Here is a 22,070-nt window from a genome sequence, read left to right as displayed (position 1 = left end):
TAAACCTTATAAATTAATTCAAGGTTTAACTCAGCTCAAATTTTTACAATAAAAAATAATGAATGTAGCTCTGTGAGTTGCAAAACTTTATCGATAAAACTCAGGCATCATTTTTTTTAAAGAAAAATTCCAAATTTAGGAATATTTAGTATTTATCTCATTCAATTTAAAAGATAATCTAAAAATAGCACTTTATGATAATGACCTCATTACTTCCATGCCAATTGATACCTTACAAGAAGCTCTGCATATAAGGCGTAAAAAAAATACACAGGTTTTTCGCAATATCGCTCGACTTTGGGATGCTGGACAAAAATCTAATTCAGCCCAAGAGCTTTTAGATGCTTTACATCCATGGCGTGAAGATCCTAACCTTCGTTTTGTTAATGTATTGCCGTATTTGTTAAGTATTTGCAGTATTACGACTTTATTATTTGGATACTTTTTTCATCCTCATATTCAATATATTTTGAGCCTCTTATGGGCATTTTTAATTGGTTTTCTGGCCTATTTGCTCTATGAACCGCAAAAACCTATAAGCGAAGTCATTCACTATTTAGAAGAACGTATCACCACTTTACGTTATGGATTACGGTTTCAACAGTTACCGGCCTATCTTCCTATTCAATCTCAACCAATTTTAGTCTTAAGCAAATTAAAGCAACACTTTCCACTGTTTAATCGGGGTAATGAATCTAATGAAATTACTCAGTTTGCTTCCACTACGTGGGATGATGGAATTACGGAACATCAAGTTCTGCTGTTCAAATATCACTATGTAAATAATTTACCCATTCTTCAAAATCAAGATAGTGATAAAAAAATAGTTAAAGAGATCCATAGAGATCTATGGGGCGCTTTTATATTTCAAATGCCTGCATTAGGTATTGCTATAAGTAACCAACGTTCTCGTTTTTTTACTCCCTACAGTAGTAAATGGCAAAGTAGCGATATTTTAATTAACCAAGAACTTAATATTTTCGGGGTTAATCAACACCAGTTAGCCAAAGAAGTCAGTCCGAGTTTAACTTTAAAATTAAATGATTTTTTTCAGCACTTTAAAGGTGATTTAATTTATCATCATGAAGAACAGATTTTGTGTTATCTCGGTGAACAAAATCTTTTTCAGATCACCAGTAAGCAAATTGAAATTCATGATGTTTCAACATTACGTGGACACTTGCGTACCATGACTATGCCGCAATATGAAAAATTTCAGCAATTAATGCTTAATTTAATTAAATAAATCTCTCGTAGCGCTGAACTGGCAACTTATCAAAAAATAAGAAGTTAAAAGGCTCAATGAGAGAATAAAAATAAGAGGAGTGAAAATGACAGGTTTATTTATTTTCTTGGGGATTTTCGTTGTACTGATTGTCTGGGGCGTTCACATCCGTAACACCATCGTACGTTACTTTAATGCGACTAAAAGAGCTTGGGCTGAAGTTGCCAATTTCGAGCGTCAAAAAGTAAAGACCTTGGAATCTCTCGAATCAACGCTCAATCAATATACTCAATTTGAAAAATCGACATTAGAAAAGGTTACTCAATTACGTCAACAAATTCTTAATTTAAATGTGAATAACACTGATATTTCTCAGCTACAACAGATCGAGAAAATGAGCCAAGAACTTATTCGAAGCTTAAACGTTGTGGTTGAAAATTATCCAGAACTTAAAGCTGATTCACTCTATAGCAAAATGATGGATGATATTCAGGAACAAAATGAAAATGTTGGTGCAGCAATTAGCATTTTTAACCGTAATGTCGAGCTGTTCAACAACCAGATTGAAGTATTTCCTAATAATCTCATTAACACCTTAACTTTATCCAAGAAAGCGATTCGCCCTTTTAAGGATAATCTTGTTAATGAGAATTTTGACTATAAACCTAATTTTTAATAGGAAGAAAATAGTCTCCAAGTTATCGGAAATTTATCTATTTTATAACCAGCTACATTTAGTAGTAGAACTACGTCGCAGAATCAAGGAAAATAGCCCTCTTTTTAGCAGCGAACTGTTTCTTCGCCTCTGCTCGTGTTCAGGATTTTTAGATGAAGTTTGAAAAATTAGGTCAGTCGGGGCGCGCCCGTCGTGGTCGTTTAACTTTAGAACATGGTGTTGTTGAAACACCTGTTTTTATGCCAGTGGGGACTTACGGCACAGTCAAAGGCATGTTACCTCGTGACATCGAAGACATTCAGGCACAAATTATTTTAGGAAATACGTTCCATCTATATTTGCGCCCAGGTCTTGAAGTGATTAAAGAACACGGTGGTTTGCATGACTTTATTAAATGGAATAAGCCAATTTTGACTGACTCTGGCGGTTTCCAAGTTTTTAGTCTTGGCGCAATGCGCAAAATCAAAGAGGAAGGTGTTACTTTCCGCTCCCCGATTGATGGTTCAAAAGTATTTTTATCACCTGAAATTTCTATGGAAATTCAGCAGGTATTGAACTCTGACATCGTGATGATTTTTGATGAATGTACACCTTACCCTGCGACACATGAAGAAGCTCAAAAATCATTGCAGCTTTCTTTACGCTGGGCAAAACGTTGTAAAACCCATCATCATGATGAGCTCAAAAATCACAATGCGCTATTTGGCATTATTCAAGGCGGTATGTATGAAGACTTACGCGATGAGTCTTTAAATGGCTTACTTGAAATCGGATTTGACGGTTACGCAATTGGCGGTTTATCGGTAGGTGAACCTAAAGAAGAGATGATCAAAGTTTTAGATTATCTACCAAATAAAATGCCACATGACAAACCACGTTATTTAATGGGCGTTGGTAAACCAGAAGATATCGTTGAAGCAGTGCGCCGCGGTGTCGATATGTTTGACTGTGTAATGCCGACTCGTAATGCTCGAAACGGTCATTATTTTGTCACTGATGGTCTGGTACGTATTCGTAATAGTAAATATCGCCATGATCAGAGCCCGCTCGATCCACATTGCGATTGTTACACTTGTAAGAACTTTACCCGTGCTTATCTATTCCACCTTGAAAAATGTGGAGAAATGTTAGCATCTATGCTCGGTACTATTCATAACTTACGTTATTACCAACGTTTAACTGAAGGTATGCGTGATGCATTAGACAATGGCACATTTGATGAATTTGTTCAGGACTTTTATGCCCGTCGTGGTTTAGAAGTTCCGCCATGTCCGGTTGATGAATAAGCCAGATTTGCGCTCAACCTCAAGACAAGGTAAATTGCAAAACGAATTAGGATTATGTCAGTTATCTGACTCATATTTTTAACTTTAGGAAATCAAAATGAGCTTTTTAATTTCTGCTGCTCATGCAGCACCAGCAGCTGGCCCAACTAATGGTATTTTGCCAAACATCTTGATGATTGTTGTATTCGTTGCAATCTTTTATTTCTTAATTTGGCGCCCTCAAGCAAAACGCGCTAAAGAACACCGTTCTTTAATCGAGAGCTTAGGTGTTGGTAGTGAAGTTGTTTTCGCTGGCGGTTTAATGGGCAAAGTAACCAAAATTGAAGGTGACTATGCAGTTGTTGAACTTAGCCGTGGTGTAGAAGTAAAAATTCAGCGTGCCAGCGTAATTTCAGTATTACCTGAAGGCACTCTAAATAACCTTTAATCATAAAACAGTCGTGCTTTAGCACGGCTTTTTCATTTAAGAAGAAAGCGAATGCGTTACCCTGCATGGAAATATTTACTGATTCTGGTTGTTCTGGTAATCAGTACATTATACGCACTGCCGAGTCTATATCCGGATGAGCCCGCTGTTCAAATTTCCGGTGCCAAAGCTGGTACCCAAATTGATCAAAGTGTGGTGAAAAAAGCAGAGCAAATTTTAAAAACAGCAAATATTGCGAGCCATGACAATACTTTTACAAATAATGCTGCCCTATTGCGTGTCAGTTCATCTGAAGCGCAGTTAAAGGCAAAAGAAGTATTACGTCGTGACTTAGGTGATGAATATGTTGTCGCCCTAAACCTTGCACCAACCACACCGGAATGGCTGCAAAAGATTGGGGCAAAACCAATGAAACTTGGTTTGGACTTACGTGGTGGTGTCCACTTCTTGCTTGAAGTAGATATGGACAAAGCCGTTGCCCAACGTATGGAAACCTCTGCCACCGATTTGCGTCGTCAGTTCCGTGAAAACAAGATCAAATTTAATAGTCTTGCATTAACGAATAATGTGATCACTGTTCAATTTGCTGACAATGCTGACCGTGATGCAGCAATGGATTTTTTACGTCGTAATGGGAATGAATATACCCAACAGGCATTAGCAAGCTCTACAGGTTCTACTTTAAAGCTTACTTATACCGATGTACGTCGCCAAGAAATTCAGTCATATGCGGTAAATCAGAACTTAACAACATTACGTAATCGTATTAACGAACTTGGTGTTGCAGAAGCATTGGTACAAAGTCAGGGTAGCAACCGTATTGTTGTTGAATTACCGGGTGTACAAGATACAGCTGAAGCTAAACGTGTTTTAGGACGTACTGCGAACCTCGAATTCCGTTTAGTTTCTGACTTAAATGATCAATATATCGATCCATATACCGGTAAATATAATGGTCAACCTTTACCTCCGGGCACAGAAGTTTTTGCTTATGAGTCTCTAGATAGCGGCCGTCAACTCTTGTTGCAACGTAACCGAATATTGACTGGTGAGCGTGTTCAAAATGCAAGCTCTGGCTTTAGTCAGGACTCTGGCGGTGCCGAAGTAAATATTACGCTCGACAGTGCTGGCGGTAAGCTGATGTCCGATGCAACCCGTAATGCTGTTGGTAAACGCATGGCGGTATTGTTCATCGAGAACAAGCAAAAAATTAACTATGTCACAGATCCAAAAACTGGTGCACAAACAGAAGTTCGTACGCCATACACTGAGTCTGTAGTTATTAACGCTGCAACAGTTCAAGCTGTTTTAGGTTCGACTTTCCGTATTACCGGTTTAAGTTCTCCTCAAGAAGCATCTGAACTTGCATTAATGCTTCGTGCTGGTGCTTTAGCTGCGCCAATGTACTTTGTTGAAGAGCGTGTAGTAGGTCCAAGCCTTGGTCAAGAAAATATTGATAAAGGTGTATTGTCTACTCAAATCGGCTTCTTGCTCGTTGCAATCTGGATGGTGGTTTTCTTCCGTGTATTCGGTTTAATCGCGAACTTTGCTCTTGTGTTTAACTTGGCAATGATTTTAACCGTGATGTCATGGATTGGAGCTTCTCTCACCTTACCGGGTATTGCTGGTATCGTTATTACCATTGGTATGGCGGTCGATGCGAATGTACTGATATGTGAGCGTATCCGAGAAGAAATGCTCTGGGGGGCTTCACCAAAACAGGCCATTGTGGCCGGTTATGATCGAGCCTATAACACCATTTTTGACTCGAACTTAACCACGTTCCTTGTTGCATTCATTTTGTTTGCAATTGGTACAGGCCCAATCAAAGGTTTCGCCGTGACATTAATGATCGGTATTATTTGTTCGATGTTTACTGCAATTACAGTAACTCGTGCAATCGTACAAATCATTTATGGCAAACGTCGTAATTTGAAAAAGTTGAGCATTTAAGGAGATCGATGATGACTAAAGTGACTCAACAAGATTCAAAACAATATGGTCGTCCGGATGATGCAAAAATCATCCCATTTATGAAGATTGCTAAACCTGCGGCGATCTTCTCGATCCTTATTACTTTGGCGAGTATTTTCTTTATTGCGACTAAAGGTCTTAACCTCGGTTTAGACTTTACCGGTGGTGTTTCAGCTGAGCTTAACTATGCTCAACCAGCCAATCAATCTGAAGTTATTCAGGCACTCGATAAAGCTGGTTTTAAAGATGCTGTAGTACAAACTTTAGGTAGTAATAAAGACTTACTTGTGCGCATGCCAGTACAAGAAGTTAAGGTTGAAGACCTTAATAATGCGATTACTAAAGCAGTGCAGTTACCAAATAATGCTGCCGAAGTTCATAAAGTGGACTCTGTTGGTGGTCAAGTTGGTAACGAACTCTATGTTCGTTCTGCTGGTGCAGTTGCACTTGCACTTATCTTAATGTTGATCTACGTGACCATCCGCTTTGAGTTTAAACTCGCGATGGGTGCCGTAATGTCTTTATTCCACGACATCATCATTATTATTGGTGCTTTTGCATTATTCCAATGGCCATTTGACCTTACAGTGTTAGCTGCGGTACTTGCTGTTATTGGTTTCTCGCTTAACGATAATATTGTAGTGTCAGACCGTATCCGTGAAAATTTCCGTAAAATTCGCGGTGCGACTCCTCGTGAAATCGTTGATATTGCGTTAACTGAGACTTTACGTCGTACCATTCATACATCAATGACGTTATTGCTGGTTGTTCTAGCGATGATGTTCTTAGGTGGCGATGGCTTACACTGGTTCTCTGTTGCAATGTTTGTTGGTGTATTTGTTGGTACTTATTCTTCGATTTATATCGGTACCGCATTTGCATTATGGCGTGGTCTTAACCGCCAAGACTTCATCGTTCAGGTTAAGCCTGAATTTGAGGATGAAATTCCTTAAGTTGGCTAAATTAAGACAAATAAAAAAACCGCGATTCATTCGCGGTTTTTTTATTTAGAACATATTATTTACGGCGCAGGGCATCCGAAATTGCTTCAACCAATTGTTGAGAAATTTCTTGCTTAGATGCTTTCTCTAACTCACGCTTTTTCATGTGATAGCTTTCAGCAAAGAAAACTGTCATCGCATTCTCATCAGAAGCAAACCCAATATCAGCACGAGAAACATCATTACATGCAATCATGTCTAGTTTTTTAGCAACAAGTTTTCCTGCCGCATATTCTTCAACATTCTGCGTTTCGGCGGCAAAGCCCACCATAAATGGACGTTTTTCCTGACCTGCGATTGTCGCCACGATATCTGGATTTTTTACAAGGGAAACGTTCAACTCATCCCCTGCTTTCTTAATCTTATGCTCAGCAACTTCTGCTACGCGATAGTCTGCGACTGCCGCAGTCGCAATAAAAATATCGCAGCCTGTTTCTAGTGAACTCATACTGACGTCAAGCATTTGTCGTGCTGAGGCAACATTTACACGTTGAACACCATTTGGCGTATCTAAACTTACAGGTCCAGCAATCAGAGTCACTTGCGCGCCAGCAGCATAACAAGCAGCGGCTAAAGCAAAACCCATTTTTCCAGTACTATGGTTTGAGATATAACGCACAGGATCAATCGCTTCACGTGTTGGTCCAGCAGTAATAACCACTCGTTTACCTGCCAACAGTCCAAATTTCTCAGCGATAGCACGTTGAGCTTGATGGAAATAGCCAGCGACTTGGCGAGCAATTTCTTCTGGCTCAGGCATACGGCCTAAGCCGACATCACCACAAGCCTGCTCACCCGCATCTGGCATGATCACATGTACGCCATCTTCGACTAAGGTTTGCAAATTACGTTGAGTTGCTTTAGCCGCCCACATTTGCTGGTTCATCGCCGGAGCTACCCAGACAGGAGATTTTGTTGCCAAAAACACCGTGCTGAGTAAATCATCTGCCAAACCATTCGCAAATTTAGCCAATGTGTCACAACTTGCAGGTGCGACCAGTAATAAATCAGCCCAACGTGCTAATTCAATATGTCCCATACCTGCTTCAGCCGCTGGGTCTAGAAGTTCAGTATGAACAGGATTACCAGAAAGAGCCTGAAAAGTTAATGGTGTAATAAATGCCTGCGCACCATGTGTCATCACCACTCGCACGTCAAAGCCATAATCTTTGAGGCGGCGGACTAAGATGGCACTTTTATAGGCAGCAATTCCGCCAGTAACAGCTAAAACAATGTTTTTATGAGGAATAACGCTTAGATCAAAGCTCACGAACAGGATACCTTTCTGTTGCAGTGGCGCTCACAATAGCATTAAATACGCGCAGACCCAAGATTGATTGGGCAAACAAAATAAAATTTTAAGCGAATAATGCTGGGGAATATGAATACTTCTATTAAAAATTGGCCTGAACAAGAACGGCCAAGAGAACGGTTATTACAACAAGGTCCACAAAGTCTATCAGATGCTGAGCTACTCGCGATTTTTCTTCGCTCAGGTTCAAGGCAATATTCAGCAGTCGAGTTATCTCGTTTACTCATTCAGCACTTCGGTAACCTTAATGCAGTGTTTGATGCCTCATTTAGTGAGTTAACTCAATTTAATGGCATTGGGGCAACGAAATATTCACAATTGCTGGCAGTCAAAGAACTTGGACGGCGTTATCTCAATCATCACTTCCAGACAAATAATCTCAGCCTCCATTCATCAGATTTAGTGTTGGATTATCTGCGCTATGAACTAAAGGGTGAGAAACAAGAAGTCTTTGCTGTTTTGTGTCTAGATCCAGAACTAAGAAAGCTTCATTTTAAAAAGCTATTCTTTGGTTCAGTTCAGCATTGCGCAGTTTCGGTCAATCAAACCTTACGCTACGCCTTACAGCAACATGCTTGCCAGCTCGTTATTGCACATAATCATCCATTTGGTTCAGCACAACCGTCTTCCGAAGATATTGCCTTAACTCAGCAACTTGAACGGGCTTGTCAGCTTGTCGAAATTCGTCTGCTTGACCACTTTATTATCTCACCTGAAGGGAGCTTTTCCTTTGCTGAACAACAACTGCTCAACCCAGCAACAATATCAGTTCAATGATATTGACAAAGTACTACTAAGCCTAGAAGATCAAAACAAAAATAGCGACGTTTAAAATAAAATGATTGTTCGGGAACAGCCTAGTATTTTCAAAGTATTATTCTCTTGGCGAGGCACAATTTTACCCAAAATTTTGCCATCCCTAGGCGTTGTGATGCTGATCTCGGCAATCATTGGTGGAGTCGAATACATCAATCTTTATCGCTTTCCAGAGATTCCTTTGGTTGGCTTCACGCTCATTGGTGTCGTACTTTCTATTTTCCTAGGATTTAAAAATAGTGCATGTTATGACCGTTGGTGGGAGGCCCGAAAATTATGGGGCGTTCTCATTGCAACTTCACGCCATTTTGACCGCGATTGTCGTATTTTAACTCAAGCTCGCCGTGAGCGTGTTATTCAACATGTGATTGTTTTTGCTAATGTATTGCGTGACCGTTTACGTCGTCAGACGGCGAACCCAACTGAGTTAATACAAACCAGTGGTATGAGTCAGCAAGCACTCACTCAACTCTACCAACAAAATAATGCTCCTCAGTACACACTCAGTCTCATTCACTGGGAATTGTTGCAGGCACTTAAAGAAGGTGAAATTTCTGACATCATCTATGCACAAATGAATAAAAATGTTTCAGATTTAAGTGTTGTACAAACTGGCTGTGACCGGATTGCCAATACGCCCATTCCATTTGCCTATTCAGTTTTACTCAACCGCACAGTCTATTTTTTCTGTTTTATGTTGCCTTTTAGTCTTGGGTCATTACTTGGATTAGCAACGCCTTTACTAGTTGGAATTTTGGCATACACATTTTTAGGTCTAGATGCACTAAGCTCTGAAATTGAAGAGCCATTCGGTACGCAAAGTAATGACTTACCCTTAGATGCTATGGTACGTAGTATCGAGATTGAACTTTTAGGGACGCTCGGTAAACCTACTCCACCACCAATTCAAGCTCAGGATAACAACCTACTGTAGAGTTTAAACAAAGCGCTCCCAAATCCCATGCTGCTTATCTGTAGGTTTAGGCGTATTTCCGAGTTTAATCCATGGCATATTTTCACCATGAAAATCACTGCCAATAGAAACTGCCAACTGATATTGTTCAATCATTCGATCAATCATCTGACGAGTAGATAGAGGTTCCATCGGTGGAGGTAACTCAATTGCGTCTCCACCTGATGTCGCGAATAATTCAATTAAATAGCGAACATTGGTTGCAGATAAATCATAACGCGTCGGATGTGCTAATACTGCGAATCCTTTACTTTGATGAATCACATCAATGGTTTCTTTTAAGCCTAAACCTTCGAACTTTACAAAAGCACGCTTTCCTTCTTTTAAGAAACGATCAAATGCCTGTTGAGGACGAGCTACAACATTTTTCTCGACCAATGTTTTAGCAATATGAGTTCTTGTTACCCTATCCGCCTGATTTTCTACTTTGGCAAGAACATCATCATAAATCTGAAAACCAATACATTTTTCTAATAGCTCACAAATCACTTTAGCTCTTTGCGCTCTAATTCTTTTTTGTTGTTCTAATGCTTCTAAAATTGGTGCTTCATCTTGCATATTTAAAGCAACAATATGTACACCATAACTCTTCTTAGTGCTTGGGCGCGACCACTGACTAGAAATCTCCGTACCAGAAATAATATTTAAATCATGACCTTGTGCAGCATTTTTTGCACGTTGCAACCCATCCATTGTATCGTGATCAGTCAAAGCCAACGTATGCAAGTTCACATCTATAGCAGCTTGCACCAGCAATTCTGGAGACAAAGTTCCATCAGAAATATTGCTATGTGTATGTAAATCTATGCCTTGCATCTTTTATACTATGCCATTCGCCAAACCTGATCAGATACTCTAACATGAAAGCACTTCTGGACTTTGTTCCATTAATTATTTTCTTCTATTTATATAAAACAGTTGATCCAACTGACACCCAGCATCCTTTACTGAAACTGATCGGGTCTGCTGGTGGTGCCGATAATAATAATATTCTTGTAGCGACGACTGGCTTAATTATTTCAATGCTTGTGGTATATGGTGCCCTATTCGTTTTCCAAAAATTCCGCTTAGACAAACAACAGTGGTTTGTATTGTTTATGACTGTCATTTTTGGTGGCATCACCCTCATGTTAAGTGACGATTTCTATATTCGTCTCAAAGCTGCGATTTTAAATTTAGTTTTCGCAGGCGCATTCTTGATTTCGCCTTGGTTTGGTAAAGATCGTAAACCACTCATTCAACGCTTATTTGACCCGATTTTAGATTTGAGTGAAAAAGGTTGGAAAAATCTCAATTTCGCTTGGGCAGCGATGTTTGTCGTGATGTCTTGTCTACATGTTTTCTTCGCATTTTTATTTCACGGTGGAAAATATTGGGGCGAATTTACTGCATTTGGTGACATGATCGTGATGTTTTCATTTATCATTATTCAGTTCATTATTTTACGTAAACATTTTAAGTCACCAGACGCTTAAAATGCTTCCTGATTAATTATAGAGATACGATTACATGCCTTTTTTTGTTCTAAGCTGTACCGATAACGAAGGAACTTTAGAAAAACGCTTGGCAGTACGCCCTCAGCATATCGAACGCTTACAAAAACTCGATGATGAAGGCCGCCTTGTTACAGCGGGTGCTATGCCAAAAGATCCTAATGATCCGCAAGCAGGCTTCTATGGTAGCACCATGATTGTTGAATTCGACAGTCGCGAAGCATTAGATGAATGGTTAAAAGAAGAGCCATTTCTTAAGGAAGGCATTTATGCTCACGTTGATGTAAAACCGTTTAATAAAGCATTTCCAAAAGGGTAATCGCATGCAGCTTGCAATCAAAAGCTTTCTTGGCTTGTGTTTGATATGTTCAACTGCTGGAGCAGTTGAACCTGCTGCGACACCAGCAACTCCTTCTCCAAGTGCGCCTTCAACTCAAGCCGCTAAACCAGCTCCAACATCGGCAACTGGAGTCAAAACAGCACCAACTGCAGCACAACCACTTACAGCAGAACAGCTCGCAAAGAACAAGCAACAGCAAGACGCAAAAATCAAAGCCTTAGTTCAAGATCAAGCATCTCGCTTAAAACAGCTAGAACATGCCAACCTTGAAGCATTGGCTCAGAACCAAGAGTTACAGCTAAAAAATGATAATCTCTCTGTTCAGGTTCAAGTCTTACAAAGTGAACGAAGTGCACAAATGTTTTTATATGGCGCTGTTACCTTAGCAGGTGGCGTATTGCTAGGTTTCTTTATTGCTAGTTATATTCATACAAAACGTCGACGCCAGTGGTAATACCAAGCGATCTATTAAACTCAATGAACGTATCAAACCCTATCCAAACAGCAGAGCTGGACTGGGAATTCGTCGATGGTATCGAGATTCCCATTTCTAAACAATTTGGTGATGTCTACTTCTCTAAAGATAATGGCCTACTTGAAACACGACATGTTTTTCTAAATGGTAACGACTTATCAGAACGATTAACCAATTTAAAAGATTTTGAATATTTCAGTGTAGGAGAAACCGGTTTTGGTACGGGTTTAAATATTCTTGCACTCTGGCAACTTTGGCAGGAAGTCCGTCCTAATAATCAAAGCCATTTACATGCAATTAGCGTGGAAAAATTTCCATTAAGTAAAGCTGATCTTATTCGCGCTTTAAATGTCTGGGATGAACTTAAACCGCTTGCAGAGCAGCTAATTGAACAATATCCCCTGCCTATTGCCGGATGTCATCGTTTAACTTTCCCTAAAGAACGTTTTAGCATCGATCTCTGGCTTGGAGATGCGCAAGAAATTTTTCCAAGCATGGTTAAAACTAAAGCTGTGAATGCCTGGTTTTTAGATGGCTTTGCACCGTCTTGTAACCCAGACATGTGGGAACAAAATGTTTTAAACAATATTGTCCGTCTTTCAGGTTATGGCACTACATTTGCCTCTTTTAGTGTTGCTGGCATTTTAAAACGTGGACTAAAAGCACATGGTATCGATATTTCTCGTCCACGTGGTTTTGGCCATAAACGAGAAATGCTCAAAGCAGTCTGGAAGCTGCCTGAATCTGATCAGGGTTCCACAGAATTAGGACAAACCCACGCATTGGCTACAGAGCAACAGCATATTGCGATTATAGGGGCTGGTGTAGCAGGTTTAAGCACGGCGTGGGCATTTGCAGCACGTGGCCACCAAGTGACCTTATACGAGCAAACCAATCCGTTATCGGGCGCGTCTGGAAACCCTTTGGCATTACTTAATCCGAAACTATGCCCAATTGAACAAAGTCATGAACATCTCATGACCTTAAGTTGGCAACATGCTTTAAATTTTTATAAAAATTTCAAAGCATTCCGCCCGCTTCAAATCCAGCAAATTGCATTAAAAAATGCAGATGAACTTCTTGATTTGGTAAATCAGTATCCAGCTCAAGTTGTTACCAACTCAGCGAACTCACTTGAAACTGATTACTCAAACATATTACTAACTGCGGCTGGCTCTGTCTCACCACATCAATTACGTGATGAAATTTTGCAGCATCCATGTATCAATCTCAAAATTGCTCATGTCACAGCACTTGTTTCTTCTGAAAATAAAGTTCAGTTGCAAACCAACAATGAAATTATTGCAGAAGCAGACCATGTCGTTGTGTGCTGCGCTCGAGAAAGTGCTGCTTTATTTGACAGCTATCCACTGTTAAAACCAATACGTGGACAAGTCAGCTGGGTTGATAATACATTTTCTCCCCTACCTTTAAATGAAGCGTATAGCTATGGCGGCTATTGCATGCAACTTGATGCTTCACAAATGATTTTAGGTGCGTCTTTCTACCCAAACCGTGAAGATCAAGATGTACTTCCCGAAGACCATGTGCATAACTTTGAATTAATCCACAGTGTATTCCCTGAATATGCTGAAAAGTTACCATTACCTTCGACATGGCAAGGTCGTGCATCTATACGGGCTCAAAGCTTGGATTATTTTCCTCTGGTTGGAAAAATGCAGGAGAATAGCCGAATTGCTACTTTTGCTGGGCTTGGCTCTAAAGGCTTCTTATTTGCACCCCTGTGCAGTGAAATCTTAGTTGCTCAAATATTAGGAGAAGCTTGCCCGGTACCGGACCGCCTATTACAAAAATTGAATCCTCAACGGTTTCAAAAGAAAGTGAAACCTAAAAAGCCTTATTTTAAACCGTAATAATTCACTTCAATAAAAAAGCACCCGAAGGTGCTTTTTTTTATGCGCCCTGCTCTAGAGGCAAGCCGGCATCACGAGCTGCACGTGTCCCGCCCATCAGCACGACATATTCACGCGAGGCATCCAATCCTTCTAGTTTCTCAGCTGCACGAGGAGCTTTGCTACCACCACCACATAAAATATAAATCGGCTGACCCGCAGAGACCTGGTTCAAAATATCAGCATTCAAATCATTAATTGGGCGATTCACCGCACCTTTAACATGCCCTTCTGCATAAGCATTAGTATCACGGACATCCCAGATAACAGCATTTTCTGGGAACTCAAATGTTGTAATTTCTTGTTTACGGATCATTGTGCACTCCTTTGATGTAAACAACACTTGGCAAATGAAGAAAACCCTCTTAGCATCTCAAATATTCTTTCCCTTTGTAAAGGTCTAAACTATGCCTTCTTTCGATATTGTCTCTGAATTAGAGTTATTTGAAGTTAATCATGCTGTACAAAACACACAAAAAGAGATTGCCACACGTTTTGACTTTCGTGGTCACGATGTTTCTATCGAATTAAATGAAAAAAATAAAGAAATCAAAATCAGTACCGAAAGTGATTTCCAGTGTGAACAAGTTTATAACATGTTAGAAAATCATTTTTATAAACGAAAAATTGATGTTCAAGCACTTGATCCACAAAAAGCCTCTGCTTCAGGCAAAAATTTTGTACAAGTCATTAAACTTAAAGACGGTCTTGACTCTGATACTGCAAAAAAAATTAATAAAGCCATTAAAGAAAGTGGCGTTAAAGTGCAATCTTCTATTCAAGGCGACAAAATTCGTGTAACTGATAAAAAGCGTGACACCTTACAACAAGTTATGACTTTTTTACGTGAACAACAATTCGGTGTGCCATTACAGTTTAATAACTTTAAAGATTAATATCTTGTCGGCCATTTAAAGCTAAGGTAATCCCATGTCTCAATCCAACCGTCTATCAAAACTGGTAAAAGCAACTTCAAAATTCCCTAAAGGTATTCGGAGCACGCTTTGGAGCAAGGCGTTTGGTCGTATCGTGCCAATGGTGGGTACAGCAAATATCCGCTATCTGGAAGTAGACTCAAACCACGTTACTGTCCGTTTAGATAACCAAAAAAATATGCAGAATCATATTAAAGGCGTCCACGCTGCGGCTATGGCGCTTTTAGCAGAAACTGCAACGGGTTTTCTAACCGGTTTACATATTCCTGATAATCGAATTTTATTAATCAAATCATTACATGTAGATTATTTAAAAGTGGTTGAAGGCGGTTTGACTGCTACAGCGACATTGTCTGCTGAACAACAAAAGTTTATTGCAGATAATGAGAAAGGTGAACTTGTGATTCCTGTTACTGTGATTGATGACGCAGGCAATGAGCCAATTCAATGTCAAATGCTGTGGGCATGGTTACCTAAACGTAAGAAATAATAACTAATCTAAAGTATTTTTAGATGGTTATTGACCTCAAGATATAAAAATTATTTTTGTATCTTGAGGTCAAAATGAAAAAAATACTGATTCTTTCCTCTTTATTTACCAGTTTAATATTTACAACAATAAGTTCTCACGCGACTGAACCTCACATTAAAACCAGTAAAGTAACTTCGGCTAAATCAGAAGCTATTGATAAAGTAAGTACTCAAAACAAAAGAATAGTGACCGACTTTTATGAAGGTGTCTTTTTAAAACATAAAGTCAAAGAATATGCAGACCGCTATATTGGTCAACAATACATTCAGCACAATCCTAATGTTCCAGATGGGAAAGCGCCTTTTGTTAATTTCTTCACTGAAAAATTCCAAAAGAATCCGCAAGCTAAAAATGAGATTAAACGTGCAATTGCTGAAGGTAATCTTGTCGTTTTACATGTTCATTCCACTGAAAACGAAAAAGACAGAGGAAGAGCGATTGTTGATATATTCCGTGTCGAAAATGGAAAAATCGTAGAGCATTGGGATGTGATACAAAATATTCCTGAGCAAAGCAAAAATACAAATACTATGTTTTAATTTCTAAAAAATAGTTTTTCTTTTGAATAAAATTAAAGCCTGAATACGGATATTCAGGCTTTCTAATTCTTATTGAGTTTCTAAAAACTTTTGTTTCGCTTCTTCAGGTATTTGACGCTTATTACCTTTTACATCTACTGCTACAAAGGTAAAGACTCCTTCAGTAATGCGTATTGGTTCACGAGAGTCATCATGACTATCCCAAACTTCAATTTGCATCTGAATAGAAGTATTTCCAACTTTTAAGATTTTGGTATAGCAACTAATGACAAAGCCAACTTTTACCGGAACCAAAAAGGTCATTTGATTAATAGAAATCGTAGCACAGCGACCACGACTGAAACGTTCTGCGTGAATTGCTCCAGCCAAGTCCATTTGTGACACAATCCATCCACCAAATACATCACCACTCCAGTTTGTATCTGCTGGCATGGCAATCGTTTGTAAGGATAAAATTCCTTCTGGTTTGGTATAAGCTTCTGACACCTTAGCTCCCGAAATTCGTTTGAAGTTGTTGATCGAGCCACTGTTGCAATTCAGGCGCACGTAATGCACCGCTAATACGCGCGACCTCTGTCGTTTTATTCATTAAGACAAGTGTCGGAATACTTCTCACATGAAAAGCTTGGCTCAAGCGAGGAGATTCTTCGGTATTAATCTTGGCAAAGATAACGCCTGGATTTTGTTTTGCGACCTGCGCAAAATGTGGAGCCATCATTTTACAAGGTCCGCACCATTCTGCCCATAAGTCTATAAGAATAGGTAAATCACTATTCGTGATGTAGTTACTAAAATTCTGCTCATTTAGCTCAATTGGTGCAAGCAGTAGTAATGGCTGATGACATTGCCCACAGCTTGGTTGCTCCGGAAGTTTTTCTTCTGGGACTCGGTTTTTAGCACCACACGATGCACATACAATAATCATTTACATCACTCCTATATGCTGATGTAAAAATTCTAATTGGGTTGTCACTGCTTTTTCAAACCATGAACCGTGATAGATATCAAAATGTTTCATATCCCATTCATGATAACTCACAAAAGGTGCAATATTTGTCGCAGCTTCACGGCTTGACTCAATAGGAATAAGTGAATCTTTTTGAGCAGCAATAAATAAAACAGGAATATTAATCTGGCGCACAACTTGGATTGGACGGTATCGCATCAGATTAAAAAAGACACGAGCTGGGACTTCCCCGCTCCAATAATAGTCAGAATTCACAATCGATAAATAGCCATAATAACTATCTGCTGTAGGCATAAAGCATAGGTTATGTTGATCAACAACAGGTAATCTCTTTGGATTAAGCCCCATCTTTGATCCCATATAATCCTGACTCGACAGCTTTAATGCTTGGGGATAGCGCTGCAAAGGATAGAGCTTGGCAGTTTCAGCGCCATCTACATAGGGAATTTGTACTAAAACTGCTTGAATATTCTTTAACTCAGAAGCTAAGCTTAGCGCATATCCCCCACTTAAAGAAGTTCCCCAAAGCACAATCCTTCGGTTATCTACAAGTTTACAAGTCGAAGCATATTGAATCACTGTCTTCCAATCTTCTAATTGTGAATTGATGGAGACCATTTCTCTAGGCTTGCCAGTACTGCCGCCCCAATATCTGTAATCAAATAAAATAACAGCGTAACCTGCTTGAGCAAATCGCTGGGCATACTGAATAAGTTTAAATTGACGCAATCCGGCAAAACCATGCGCCATGATAATTACCGCAGATTTATTATTTGTTTTTGGAATATAAAAGTCAGCTGCAATCATTTCCTGATCACATGGAACATATAAAGGCTCAACCGTATAAGCGTGCATATGTGCTCCGTGGCATTATGGTCGAAGTAATGAATTTACAAAAAACATCCTGATCGCCTTTTAAAAATCTAGAGCTGTTCTATGACATAAGTTTTATCTATGTAAGAACAACGTTTTAGTGTCTTGTATCTCAGGTTAAGCTTAATGCTATGATACAGCATAAGAGGTTTTGTTAAATTTTGGAGTGACGAAATGTCAGATAATGTTGGTTTCGCAGGTCAAATTGGTCCAGAACACGTTGGCCAAGTTGTAGAAAAAGGATTTAAATCTATTATTAATAACCGACCAGATATGGAAGGCGGCGCAGAACAACCTACAAGCGCTCAGATTGAAGAAGCAGCACGTCAAGTAGGCTTAGACTATGTCTATCAACCTGTTGTAGCTGGACAAATTACTGAGTTAGATGTACGTACTTTTGCTAATCATTATAATGAATTGCCAAAACCTGTGCTGATGTTCTGCCGCACAGGAAACCGTTCAAACAACCTATATCAATTAGCAAAACAAATGGATTTGTTAGACGACTAAGTTTAAAAAATTAATTCTCTTGAAAACCCTATTTCTTATTTCAAGTAGGGTTTTTGATAAATTATTTTGCATATCTCTGCATGAACTCAACAGAACTAAAAACAATATTAATTTAGAGTATTTATATCTTTTAATTCATTTATTAATTTTCTATGAATAAATTTATTTTCGTTCTTTTAAGCTGTTTAATCGTTAGCGCATGCTCCTCAATGCAAGTAAAACCTACTGTCGGAGTAACGATGGGTACACGCATTTAATCAGTTACCCTACCTATAAATATCATGAGCAACCTCATGAAATATATGTTATTTTATAAACCTAAAAAATTATTTTAAATAACTTATCATTTTAATGGGGATAATCATGAAGCTTACTCATGGGGTATGTGGGATTACTTTGGCTGCTTTTTTGACAGCTTGTGGAGGAGGTGGCAGTGATGGCTACTATAACCAAAATTCAAATTCTGGCTCTACAACAACACCAACCACACCATCAACAGATCAGGAGTTAGCGACCTCAGTTTTAAATAATGTAAAACAAGAAGGTAAATATCTATTTGGTGCCTATGATCTTAATGATGAAAAGCAATCAAAAGGTTATATTGATCATGCACTAGATACCTTCGCTCAAGGACCACTTAAGTTAACCTTAGATATTCGAAAAGTAGATCTTACTAAGTACTCCGACCACTATCGTGATAAATGTTTTATCAAGAGTACTACAGACTACCGCGCCTGCTATGTATTTAAAGGGGAAGAAATAAAAACTTTACTCACTGGATATAATGATTGGGATTTTGATATTACAGCAGACGACTTGAAGAACATTAAACTGGCAAACGACAATATATCTCCGAACTTACAGGACTATCAATCAAATACCAGAATTTATATTTTTGAAAATGAAAATAATGATAAAAACTTTCAAGATGTAACTATTACAGGTGCGTTTGCTTATCCTTTCCAACAGTCATGGGGACTTGAACAAACCAAGCAAAAAAGATTCGTATTAATTAATGCTGCCACAAGTGATTATAAAATTACGACAACCGCTCTAGTTCAAGATCCAGAGACTGGCCAACCAACTGAAAAAGAAGTAACCACGGGTGCAATGAGTGTCTATAAAGATAATACATCAATTGATGGTGATCTCTATGTAGTTCAAGGTGGTTCTGGTTTCAACGTACTCATTAATGACAATCCTAATGTCCCTTTTGCAGAGCCAATTTCATTTGTTGTGAACTCTACTCCTGGCAATACAAACAATGCAACATATAAAGTAATGGCTAATAATCACCAAATATTGAGCCTACCAAATATTACTAGCCTTGAAGGAAGTCGAGTTGAAAATGAATCACCAACAACGAATGCACAGAAATTTAATGGCAGTATTTATTTAGAAGGACAAAATATTTTTACTTTCAAACAAAGCTTGAATGGAACTACATTAGACTTTAAGCATGTTATTAATGGGGTAAGCATTGAAGGTCAGTCTATTAATCAAAATGGGACTGTTTCAACAAACCTAAAAACACCTTTTATGCAAAAATTTACATTTTAAAGCTAAATAATTAGGATAAACCCTCTGTTTAAGAGGGTTTTTCTATATATTCTAAATATCTATTAAAATAGCTTAATGACAATGTTCGATATTATTATCATTGGCGCAGGTACTGCTGGTATTAGCGCATACAAAGAAGCCGTTAAACATACCAACAATATTTTAATTATAAATGATGGACCATGGGATACCACTTGTGCCCGCGTAGGCTGTATGCCAAGTAAAGTCCTCCTTTCAACAGCCAACCGCATGTTCGATATTCAAAATGCTCAAGAAGTTGCTTTAGACGTATCTGCAAAGATTAATACAGATCAAGTGATGCAACATGTGCAGACCTTACGTGACCGATTTACGCAAGCAACTTTAAAAGATGTAGAGCAATGGCCAACTGAGCATAAAGTTTCTGGCAAAGCACATTTTATTGATGCCCAAACTGTAGAAGTTAATGGTAAGCAATATCAATCAAAAAGTTTTATTTTGGCGGTTGGTTCTACTCCTAGTTATGATCAAACTTGGAAGCAAGAACTAGGGCATCGGCTTATAACCACAGATCAAATATTTGAATTAGAAACACTCCCTAAATCGATTGCTGTAATTGGTAGCGGTGTAATTGCTCTTGAGATTGCCCAAGCTATGCATCGGTTAGGGGTAAAAACTACAATCTTTGCTCGTAGTAAACGAATTGGGATATTGACTAGTTCTAGACTTCAACAGCTTGCTCAAGAAGAGCTAGGAAAAGAGTTAACAATACTATTCGAAACATTGCCAAGTGAGGTTAAAGTCAGTGAGGAAAGTGTTTTATTAAACTATAAACTTGAAGAAAAAGAAAAAAACCTCAAAGTTGAATATGTTTTAGCTGCAACAGGGCGTACAAGTTTACTCAATACTTTAAAACTAGAAAATATTGATAATTCTTTCAAAGATATTAAATTATTACCTATAAATGCTAAAACTAAGCAGCTAGATACATATCCAATTTTCATTGTTGGTGATGCTTACACCTCAACACCACTACAGCATGAGGCAGCCCATGAAGGTAAAAAAGTTGTTTATAACTGTTTAAATTATCCACAGGTTAATTCAGTTAAAACACTTACTCCATTAGGAATTGTCTTTAGTCATCCTGAAATGGCGATCGTAGGTCAAAGTTATAAGCAACTAAAAGATGAAGGTATAGATTTTATTACAGGTGAAGCCTCTTATGAACGACAAGGAAGAGCTATAGTTCTTGGAAAAAATAAAGGTGCTATTGAAGTTTATATTGAACGGGAAAGCCAAAAGCTTCTAGGTGCTGAGCTATTTACAGAAGCAACTGAACATATGGCCCATTTATTAAGCTGGATAATCGCTGAAGAATTAACGCTAAATGATATTCTAGAGAAACCCTTTTATCACCCGACTTTAGAAGAAGGTCTTCGAACTGCTCTAAAACATGCCCGTAGACAGTTAAAATAATAGCTTATAGAAGAGCACTTTTAATAAAGTTGGCTCTTCTATGCTTCAGATTGGTTTACTTTAATTAATTCATTTGATGGGAAATAACAGCAACTAATGAAGAATTCTTTTCAGATGAACTAGTATATATCCATGTCTCTAAAGGCTTCTCATTTTTAGAAATAATATAATTTGTTGTGGTTAAATTCTTATCTTTATATATTTCCTTTTTATAAGTTAGGCCTGTAGATTCCGGAGGCAGCCAACTTTCTAAGTTCTTCTGAATTTCCTTTATTTATAAATAATGAACATACACCATTATCAAGTTGTGTAATAACAAATTTTCCTTCAGAAGAATTTATCATCCAAGCATGACCATTATAATCTTTTAGAAAATGTACAGCATATTCATCAGGCATTTGGATAAACCCCATATTTTTTGCTTGATTATTTACTAATTCTGGATTTCCTCTCGAACTCACACAAATATTTAAAAAGGCTTTTGTACTATACAGACTTTTCACAATTTCTTTAGCATATATAGAGCTACAACTAAGTGTTATAACCAATATAATAGAAAATATTTTAAATCCTGCAAATTTCATTATTAATACTCTTATTATCATTTTAAATAATATGATTTATATCATAACTCATTCTAAAGTTAGTCGAATATTTTAATTTTTCCCGCGCATAAAAAAACACCCCCATTCATTGGAATGGGGGTGTTTGGAATAATGAGCTGGCGATGACTTACTCTCACATGGGTAACCCCACACTACCATCAGCGCTAAGAGGTTTCACTTCTG

At 38.4% G+C, this 22,070-nt stretch carries 24 protein-coding genes and 1 pseudogene; 18 read left to right on the top strand and 7 right to left on the bottom strand.

The genetic code is table 11. The annotated features are described in order from the left end of the window. Positions 1 to 217 precede the first annotated feature (217 nt). The 6 genes from KTJ10_RS13720 (at position 218) to secF (ending at position 6,541) form a co-directional block, all read left to right on the top strand. The gene (locus KTJ10_RS13720; RefSeq protein WP_262442226.1) at positions 218 to 1,246 is read left to right on the top strand and encodes a hypothetical protein; all 1,029 of its coding nucleotides are present in this window, start codon (positions 218 to 220) and stop codon (positions 1,244 to 1,246) included. Between the two features lie 85 nt (positions 1,247 to 1,331). Beyond that, entirely contained in the window at positions 1,332 to 1,901 is a 570-nt protein-coding gene (locus KTJ10_RS13715; RefSeq protein ID WP_199113827.1) for a LemA family protein, read from the top strand. 152 nt (positions 1,902 to 2,053) lie between these two features. Then, on the top strand, positions 2,054 to 3,187 hold the full coding sequence (gene tgt, locus KTJ10_RS13710) for a tRNA guanosine(34) transglycosylase Tgt (protein ID WP_002116306.1): 1,134 nt from the start codon (positions 2,054 to 2,056) through the stop codon (positions 3,185 to 3,187). Positions 3,188 to 3,284: 97 nt separating this feature from the next. Further along, positions 3,285 to 3,614, top strand: a complete 330-nt coding sequence (gene yajC / locus KTJ10_RS13705; RefSeq protein ID WP_002116168.1) for a preprotein translocase subunit YajC — start codon at positions 3,285 to 3,287, stop codon at positions 3,612 to 3,614. Between the two features lie 51 nt (positions 3,615 to 3,665). After that, the gene (gene secD, locus KTJ10_RS13700) at positions 3,666 to 5,567 is read left to right on the top strand and encodes a protein translocase subunit SecD (RefSeq protein WP_002116237.1); all 1,902 of its coding nucleotides are present in this window, start codon (positions 3,666 to 3,668) and stop codon (positions 5,565 to 5,567) included. Positions 5,568 to 5,575: 8 nt separating this feature from the next. Further along, complete coding sequence (secF, locus tag KTJ10_RS13695; protein WP_014207646.1) at positions 5,576 to 6,541, top strand: protein translocase subunit SecF; 966 nt, start codon at positions 5,576 to 5,578, stop codon at positions 6,539 to 6,541. Between the two features lie 64 nt (positions 6,542 to 6,605). Here the strand turns inward: secF and coaBC are convergent, their stop codons facing one another. Next, entirely contained in the window at positions 6,606 to 7,859 is a 1,254-nt protein-coding gene (gene coaBC, locus KTJ10_RS13690; RefSeq protein WP_002116235.1) for a bifunctional phosphopantothenoylcysteine decarboxylase/phosphopantothenate--cysteine ligase CoaBC, read from the bottom strand. Positions 7,860 to 7,958: 99 nt separating this feature from the next. On the opposite strand from coaBC, the gene radC reads away from it, so the two are divergent. Both radC and KTJ10_RS13680 read left to right on the top strand, forming a co-directional pair. Next, positions 7,959 to 8,678 (top strand): RadC family protein, encoded by a 720-nt coding sequence (radC, locus tag KTJ10_RS13685; protein ID WP_262442225.1) that lies wholly within the window; start codon positions 7,959 to 7,961, stop codon positions 8,676 to 8,678. Positions 8,679 to 8,739: 61 nt separating this feature from the next. Beyond that, positions 8,740 to 9,651 carry a bestrophin family protein gene (locus KTJ10_RS13680; protein ID WP_069141498.1) on the top strand — a complete coding sequence of 304 codons (912 nt, stop codon included), beginning with the start codon at positions 8,740 to 8,742 and terminating at the stop codon, positions 9,649 to 9,651. A 3-nt stretch (positions 9,652 to 9,654) separates the two neighbouring features. Here KTJ10_RS13680 and KTJ10_RS13675 read toward each other — a convergent pair whose 3' ends face one another. Further along, the gene (locus KTJ10_RS13675) at positions 9,655 to 10,506 is read right to left on the bottom strand and encodes a PHP domain-containing protein (RefSeq protein WP_262442224.1); all 852 of its coding nucleotides are present in this window, start codon (positions 10,504 to 10,506) and stop codon (positions 9,655 to 9,657) included. A gap of 44 nt (positions 10,507 to 10,550) precedes the next feature. On the opposite strand from KTJ10_RS13675, the gene KTJ10_RS13670 reads away from it, so the two are divergent. The 4 genes from KTJ10_RS13670 to mnmC are packed head-to-tail and all read left to right on the top strand — an operon-like array spanning position 10,551 to position 13,872. Further along, complete coding sequence (locus KTJ10_RS13670; RefSeq protein WP_033850634.1) at positions 10,551 to 11,165, top strand: septation protein IspZ; 615 nt, start codon at positions 10,551 to 10,553, stop codon at positions 11,163 to 11,165. Positions 11,166 to 11,199: 34 nt separating this feature from the next. Next, positions 11,200 to 11,502, top strand: a complete 303-nt coding sequence (locus tag KTJ10_RS13665) for a YciI family protein (RefSeq protein WP_002116400.1) — start codon at positions 11,200 to 11,202, stop codon at positions 11,500 to 11,502. Between the two features lie 4 nt (positions 11,503 to 11,506). After that, complete coding sequence (locus tag KTJ10_RS13660) at positions 11,507 to 11,977, top strand: hypothetical protein (protein WP_068612020.1); 471 nt, start codon at positions 11,507 to 11,509, stop codon at positions 11,975 to 11,977. Between the two features lie 23 nt (positions 11,978 to 12,000). Beyond that, positions 12,001 to 13,872 carry an FAD-dependent 5-carboxymethylaminomethyl-2-thiouridine(34) oxidoreductase MnmC gene (mnmC, locus tag KTJ10_RS13655; RefSeq protein WP_262442223.1) on the top strand — a complete coding sequence of 624 codons (1,872 nt, stop codon included), beginning with the start codon at positions 12,001 to 12,003 and terminating at the stop codon, positions 13,870 to 13,872. Between the two features lie 40 nt (positions 13,873 to 13,912). Here the strand turns inward: mnmC and KTJ10_RS13650 are convergent, their stop codons facing one another. Continuing rightward, on the bottom strand, positions 13,913 to 14,227 hold the full coding sequence (locus KTJ10_RS13650) for a rhodanese-like domain-containing protein (protein ID WP_002116171.1): 315 nt from the start codon (positions 14,225 to 14,227) through the stop codon (positions 13,913 to 13,915). Between the two features lie 91 nt (positions 14,228 to 14,318). Here KTJ10_RS13650 and KTJ10_RS13645 point away from each other — a divergent pair, with 91 nt between their 5' ends. The 3 genes from KTJ10_RS13645 (at position 14,319) to KTJ10_RS13635 (ending at position 15,917) form a co-directional block, all read left to right on the top strand. Beyond that, positions 14,319 to 14,807, top strand: a complete 489-nt coding sequence (locus KTJ10_RS13645; protein ID WP_032055429.1) for a YajQ family cyclic di-GMP-binding protein — start codon at positions 14,319 to 14,321, stop codon at positions 14,805 to 14,807. A 34-nt stretch (positions 14,808 to 14,841) separates the two neighbouring features. After that, entirely contained in the window at positions 14,842 to 15,336 is a 495-nt protein-coding gene (locus tag KTJ10_RS13640) for a DUF4442 domain-containing protein (protein WP_005804736.1), read from the top strand. A gap of 74 nt (positions 15,337 to 15,410) precedes the next feature. Next, on the top strand, positions 15,411 to 15,917 hold the full coding sequence (locus KTJ10_RS13635; RefSeq protein WP_068528472.1) for an ester cyclase: 507 nt from the start codon (positions 15,411 to 15,413) through the stop codon (positions 15,915 to 15,917). Positions 15,918 to 15,986: 69 nt separating this feature from the next. Here KTJ10_RS13635 and KTJ10_RS13630 read toward each other — a convergent pair whose 3' ends face one another. The 3 genes from KTJ10_RS13630 to KTJ10_RS13620 are packed head-to-tail and all read right to left on the bottom strand — an operon-like array spanning position 15,987 to position 17,739. Further along, positions 15,987 to 16,403 (bottom strand): acyl-CoA thioesterase, encoded by a 417-nt coding sequence (locus KTJ10_RS13630; RefSeq protein ID WP_002116010.1) that lies wholly within the window; start codon positions 16,401 to 16,403, stop codon positions 15,987 to 15,989. A 1-nt stretch (position 16,404) separates the two neighbouring features. Continuing rightward, the gene (gene trxC / locus KTJ10_RS13625) at positions 16,405 to 16,842 is read right to left on the bottom strand and encodes a thioredoxin TrxC (RefSeq protein WP_262442222.1); all 438 of its coding nucleotides are present in this window, start codon (positions 16,840 to 16,842) and stop codon (positions 16,405 to 16,407) included. Further along, entirely contained in the window at positions 16,843 to 17,739 is an 897-nt protein-coding gene (locus KTJ10_RS13620) for an alpha/beta hydrolase (RefSeq protein ID WP_046813354.1), read from the bottom strand. Positions 17,740 to 17,931: 192 nt separating this feature from the next. Between KTJ10_RS13620 and KTJ10_RS13615 the strand changes: the two genes are divergently transcribed. From KTJ10_RS13615 to KTJ10_RS13605, 3 genes are all read left to right on the top strand, one after another. After that, the gene (locus KTJ10_RS13615; protein ID WP_262442221.1) at positions 17,932 to 18,267 is read left to right on the top strand and encodes a TIGR01244 family sulfur transferase; all 336 of its coding nucleotides are present in this window, start codon (positions 17,932 to 17,934) and stop codon (positions 18,265 to 18,267) included. 363 nt (positions 18,268 to 18,630) lie between these two features. Continuing rightward, the gene (locus KTJ10_RS13610; RefSeq protein WP_262442220.1) at positions 18,631 to 19,827 is read left to right on the top strand and encodes a hypothetical protein; all 1,197 of its coding nucleotides are present in this window, start codon (positions 18,631 to 18,633) and stop codon (positions 19,825 to 19,827) included. 81 nt (positions 19,828 to 19,908) lie between these two features. Next, on the top strand, positions 19,909 to 21,282 hold the full coding sequence (locus tag KTJ10_RS13605) for a dihydrolipoyl dehydrogenase (protein WP_262442219.1): 1,374 nt from the start codon (positions 19,909 to 19,911) through the stop codon (positions 21,280 to 21,282). 64 nt (positions 21,283 to 21,346) lie between these two features. On the opposite strand, the pseudogene KTJ10_RS13595 reads toward KTJ10_RS13605, so the two are convergent. After that, positions 21,347 to 21,866 (bottom strand): annotated as a pseudogene (locus tag KTJ10_RS13595) (NMCC_0638 family (lipo)protein). Between the last annotated feature and the right edge of the window lie 204 nt (positions 21,867 to 22,070).

The sequence above is a fragment of the Acinetobacter sp. WU_MDCI_Abxc222 genome (assembly GCF_025514755.1).
Lineage (GTDB): Bacteria > Pseudomonadota > Gammaproteobacteria > Pseudomonadales > Moraxellaceae > Acinetobacter > Acinetobacter geminorum.
This window is presented reverse-complemented; position numbering and strand designations above follow the sequence as displayed.

Bases quoted from the DNA above. Each gene is read 5' to 3' on its own strand.
- secD (WP_002116237.1), top strand. From the start codon at position 3,666: ATGCGTTACCCTGCATGGAAATATTTACTGATTCTGGTTGTTCTGGTA.
- yajC (WP_002116168.1), top strand. From the start codon at position 3,285: ATGAGCTTTTTAATTTCTGCTGCTCATGCAGCACCAGCAGCTGGCCCA.
- KTJ10_RS13720 (WP_262442226.1), top strand. From the start codon at position 218: ATGCCAATTGATACCTTACAAGAAGCTCTGCATATAAGGCGTAAAAAA.
- KTJ10_RS13605 (WP_262442219.1), top strand. From the start codon at position 19,909: ATGTTCGATATTATTATCATTGGCGCAGGTACTGCTGGTATTAGCGCA.
- KTJ10_RS13610 (WP_262442220.1), top strand. From the start codon at position 18,631: ATGAAGCTTACTCATGGGGTATGTGGGATTACTTTGGCTGCTTTTTTG.
- KTJ10_RS13670 (WP_033850634.1), top strand. From the start codon at position 10,551: ATGAAAGCACTTCTGGACTTTGTTCCATTAATTATTTTCTTCTATTTA.
- trxC (WP_262442222.1), bottom strand. From the start codon at position 16,842: ATGATTATTGTATGTGCATCGTGTGGTGCTAAAAACCGAGTCCCAGAA.
- mnmC (WP_262442223.1), top strand. From the start codon at position 12,001: ATGAACGTATCAAACCCTATCCAAACAGCAGAGCTGGACTGGGAATTC.
- KTJ10_RS13665 (WP_002116400.1), top strand. From the start codon at position 11,200: ATGCCTTTTTTTGTTCTAAGCTGTACCGATAACGAAGGAACTTTAGAA.
- secF (WP_014207646.1), top strand. From the start codon at position 5,576: ATGATGACTAAAGTGACTCAACAAGATTCAAAACAATATGGTCGTCCG.
- KTJ10_RS13675 (WP_262442224.1), bottom strand. From the start codon at position 10,506: ATGCAAGGCATAGATTTACATACACATAGCAATATTTCTGATGGAACT.
- KTJ10_RS13680 (WP_069141498.1), top strand. From the start codon at position 8,740: ATGATTGTTCGGGAACAGCCTAGTATTTTCAAAGTATTATTCTCTTGG.
- KTJ10_RS13650 (WP_002116171.1), bottom strand. From the start codon at position 14,227: ATGATCCGTAAACAAGAAATTACAACATTTGAGTTCCCAGAAAATGCT.
- KTJ10_RS13645 (WP_032055429.1), top strand. From the start codon at position 14,319: ATGCCTTCTTTCGATATTGTCTCTGAATTAGAGTTATTTGAAGTTAAT.
- KTJ10_RS13660 (WP_068612020.1), top strand. From the start codon at position 11,507: ATGCAGCTTGCAATCAAAAGCTTTCTTGGCTTGTGTTTGATATGTTCA.
- KTJ10_RS13615 (WP_262442221.1), top strand. From the start codon at position 17,932: ATGTCAGATAATGTTGGTTTCGCAGGTCAAATTGGTCCAGAACACGTT.
- tgt (WP_002116306.1), top strand. From the start codon at position 2,054: ATGAAGTTTGAAAAATTAGGTCAGTCGGGGCGCGCCCGTCGTGGTCGT.
- KTJ10_RS13715 (WP_199113827.1), top strand. From the start codon at position 1,332: ATGACAGGTTTATTTATTTTCTTGGGGATTTTCGTTGTACTGATTGTC.
- KTJ10_RS13640 (WP_005804736.1), top strand. From the start codon at position 14,842: ATGTCTCAATCCAACCGTCTATCAAAACTGGTAAAAGCAACTTCAAAA.
- KTJ10_RS13635 (WP_068528472.1), top strand. From the start codon at position 15,411: ATGAAAAAAATACTGATTCTTTCCTCTTTATTTACCAGTTTAATATTT.
- KTJ10_RS13620 (WP_046813354.1), bottom strand. From the start codon at position 17,739: ATGCACGCTTATACGGTTGAGCCTTTATATGTTCCATGTGATCAGGAA.
- radC (WP_262442225.1), top strand. From the start codon at position 7,959: ATGCTGGGGAATATGAATACTTCTATTAAAAATTGGCCTGAACAAGAA.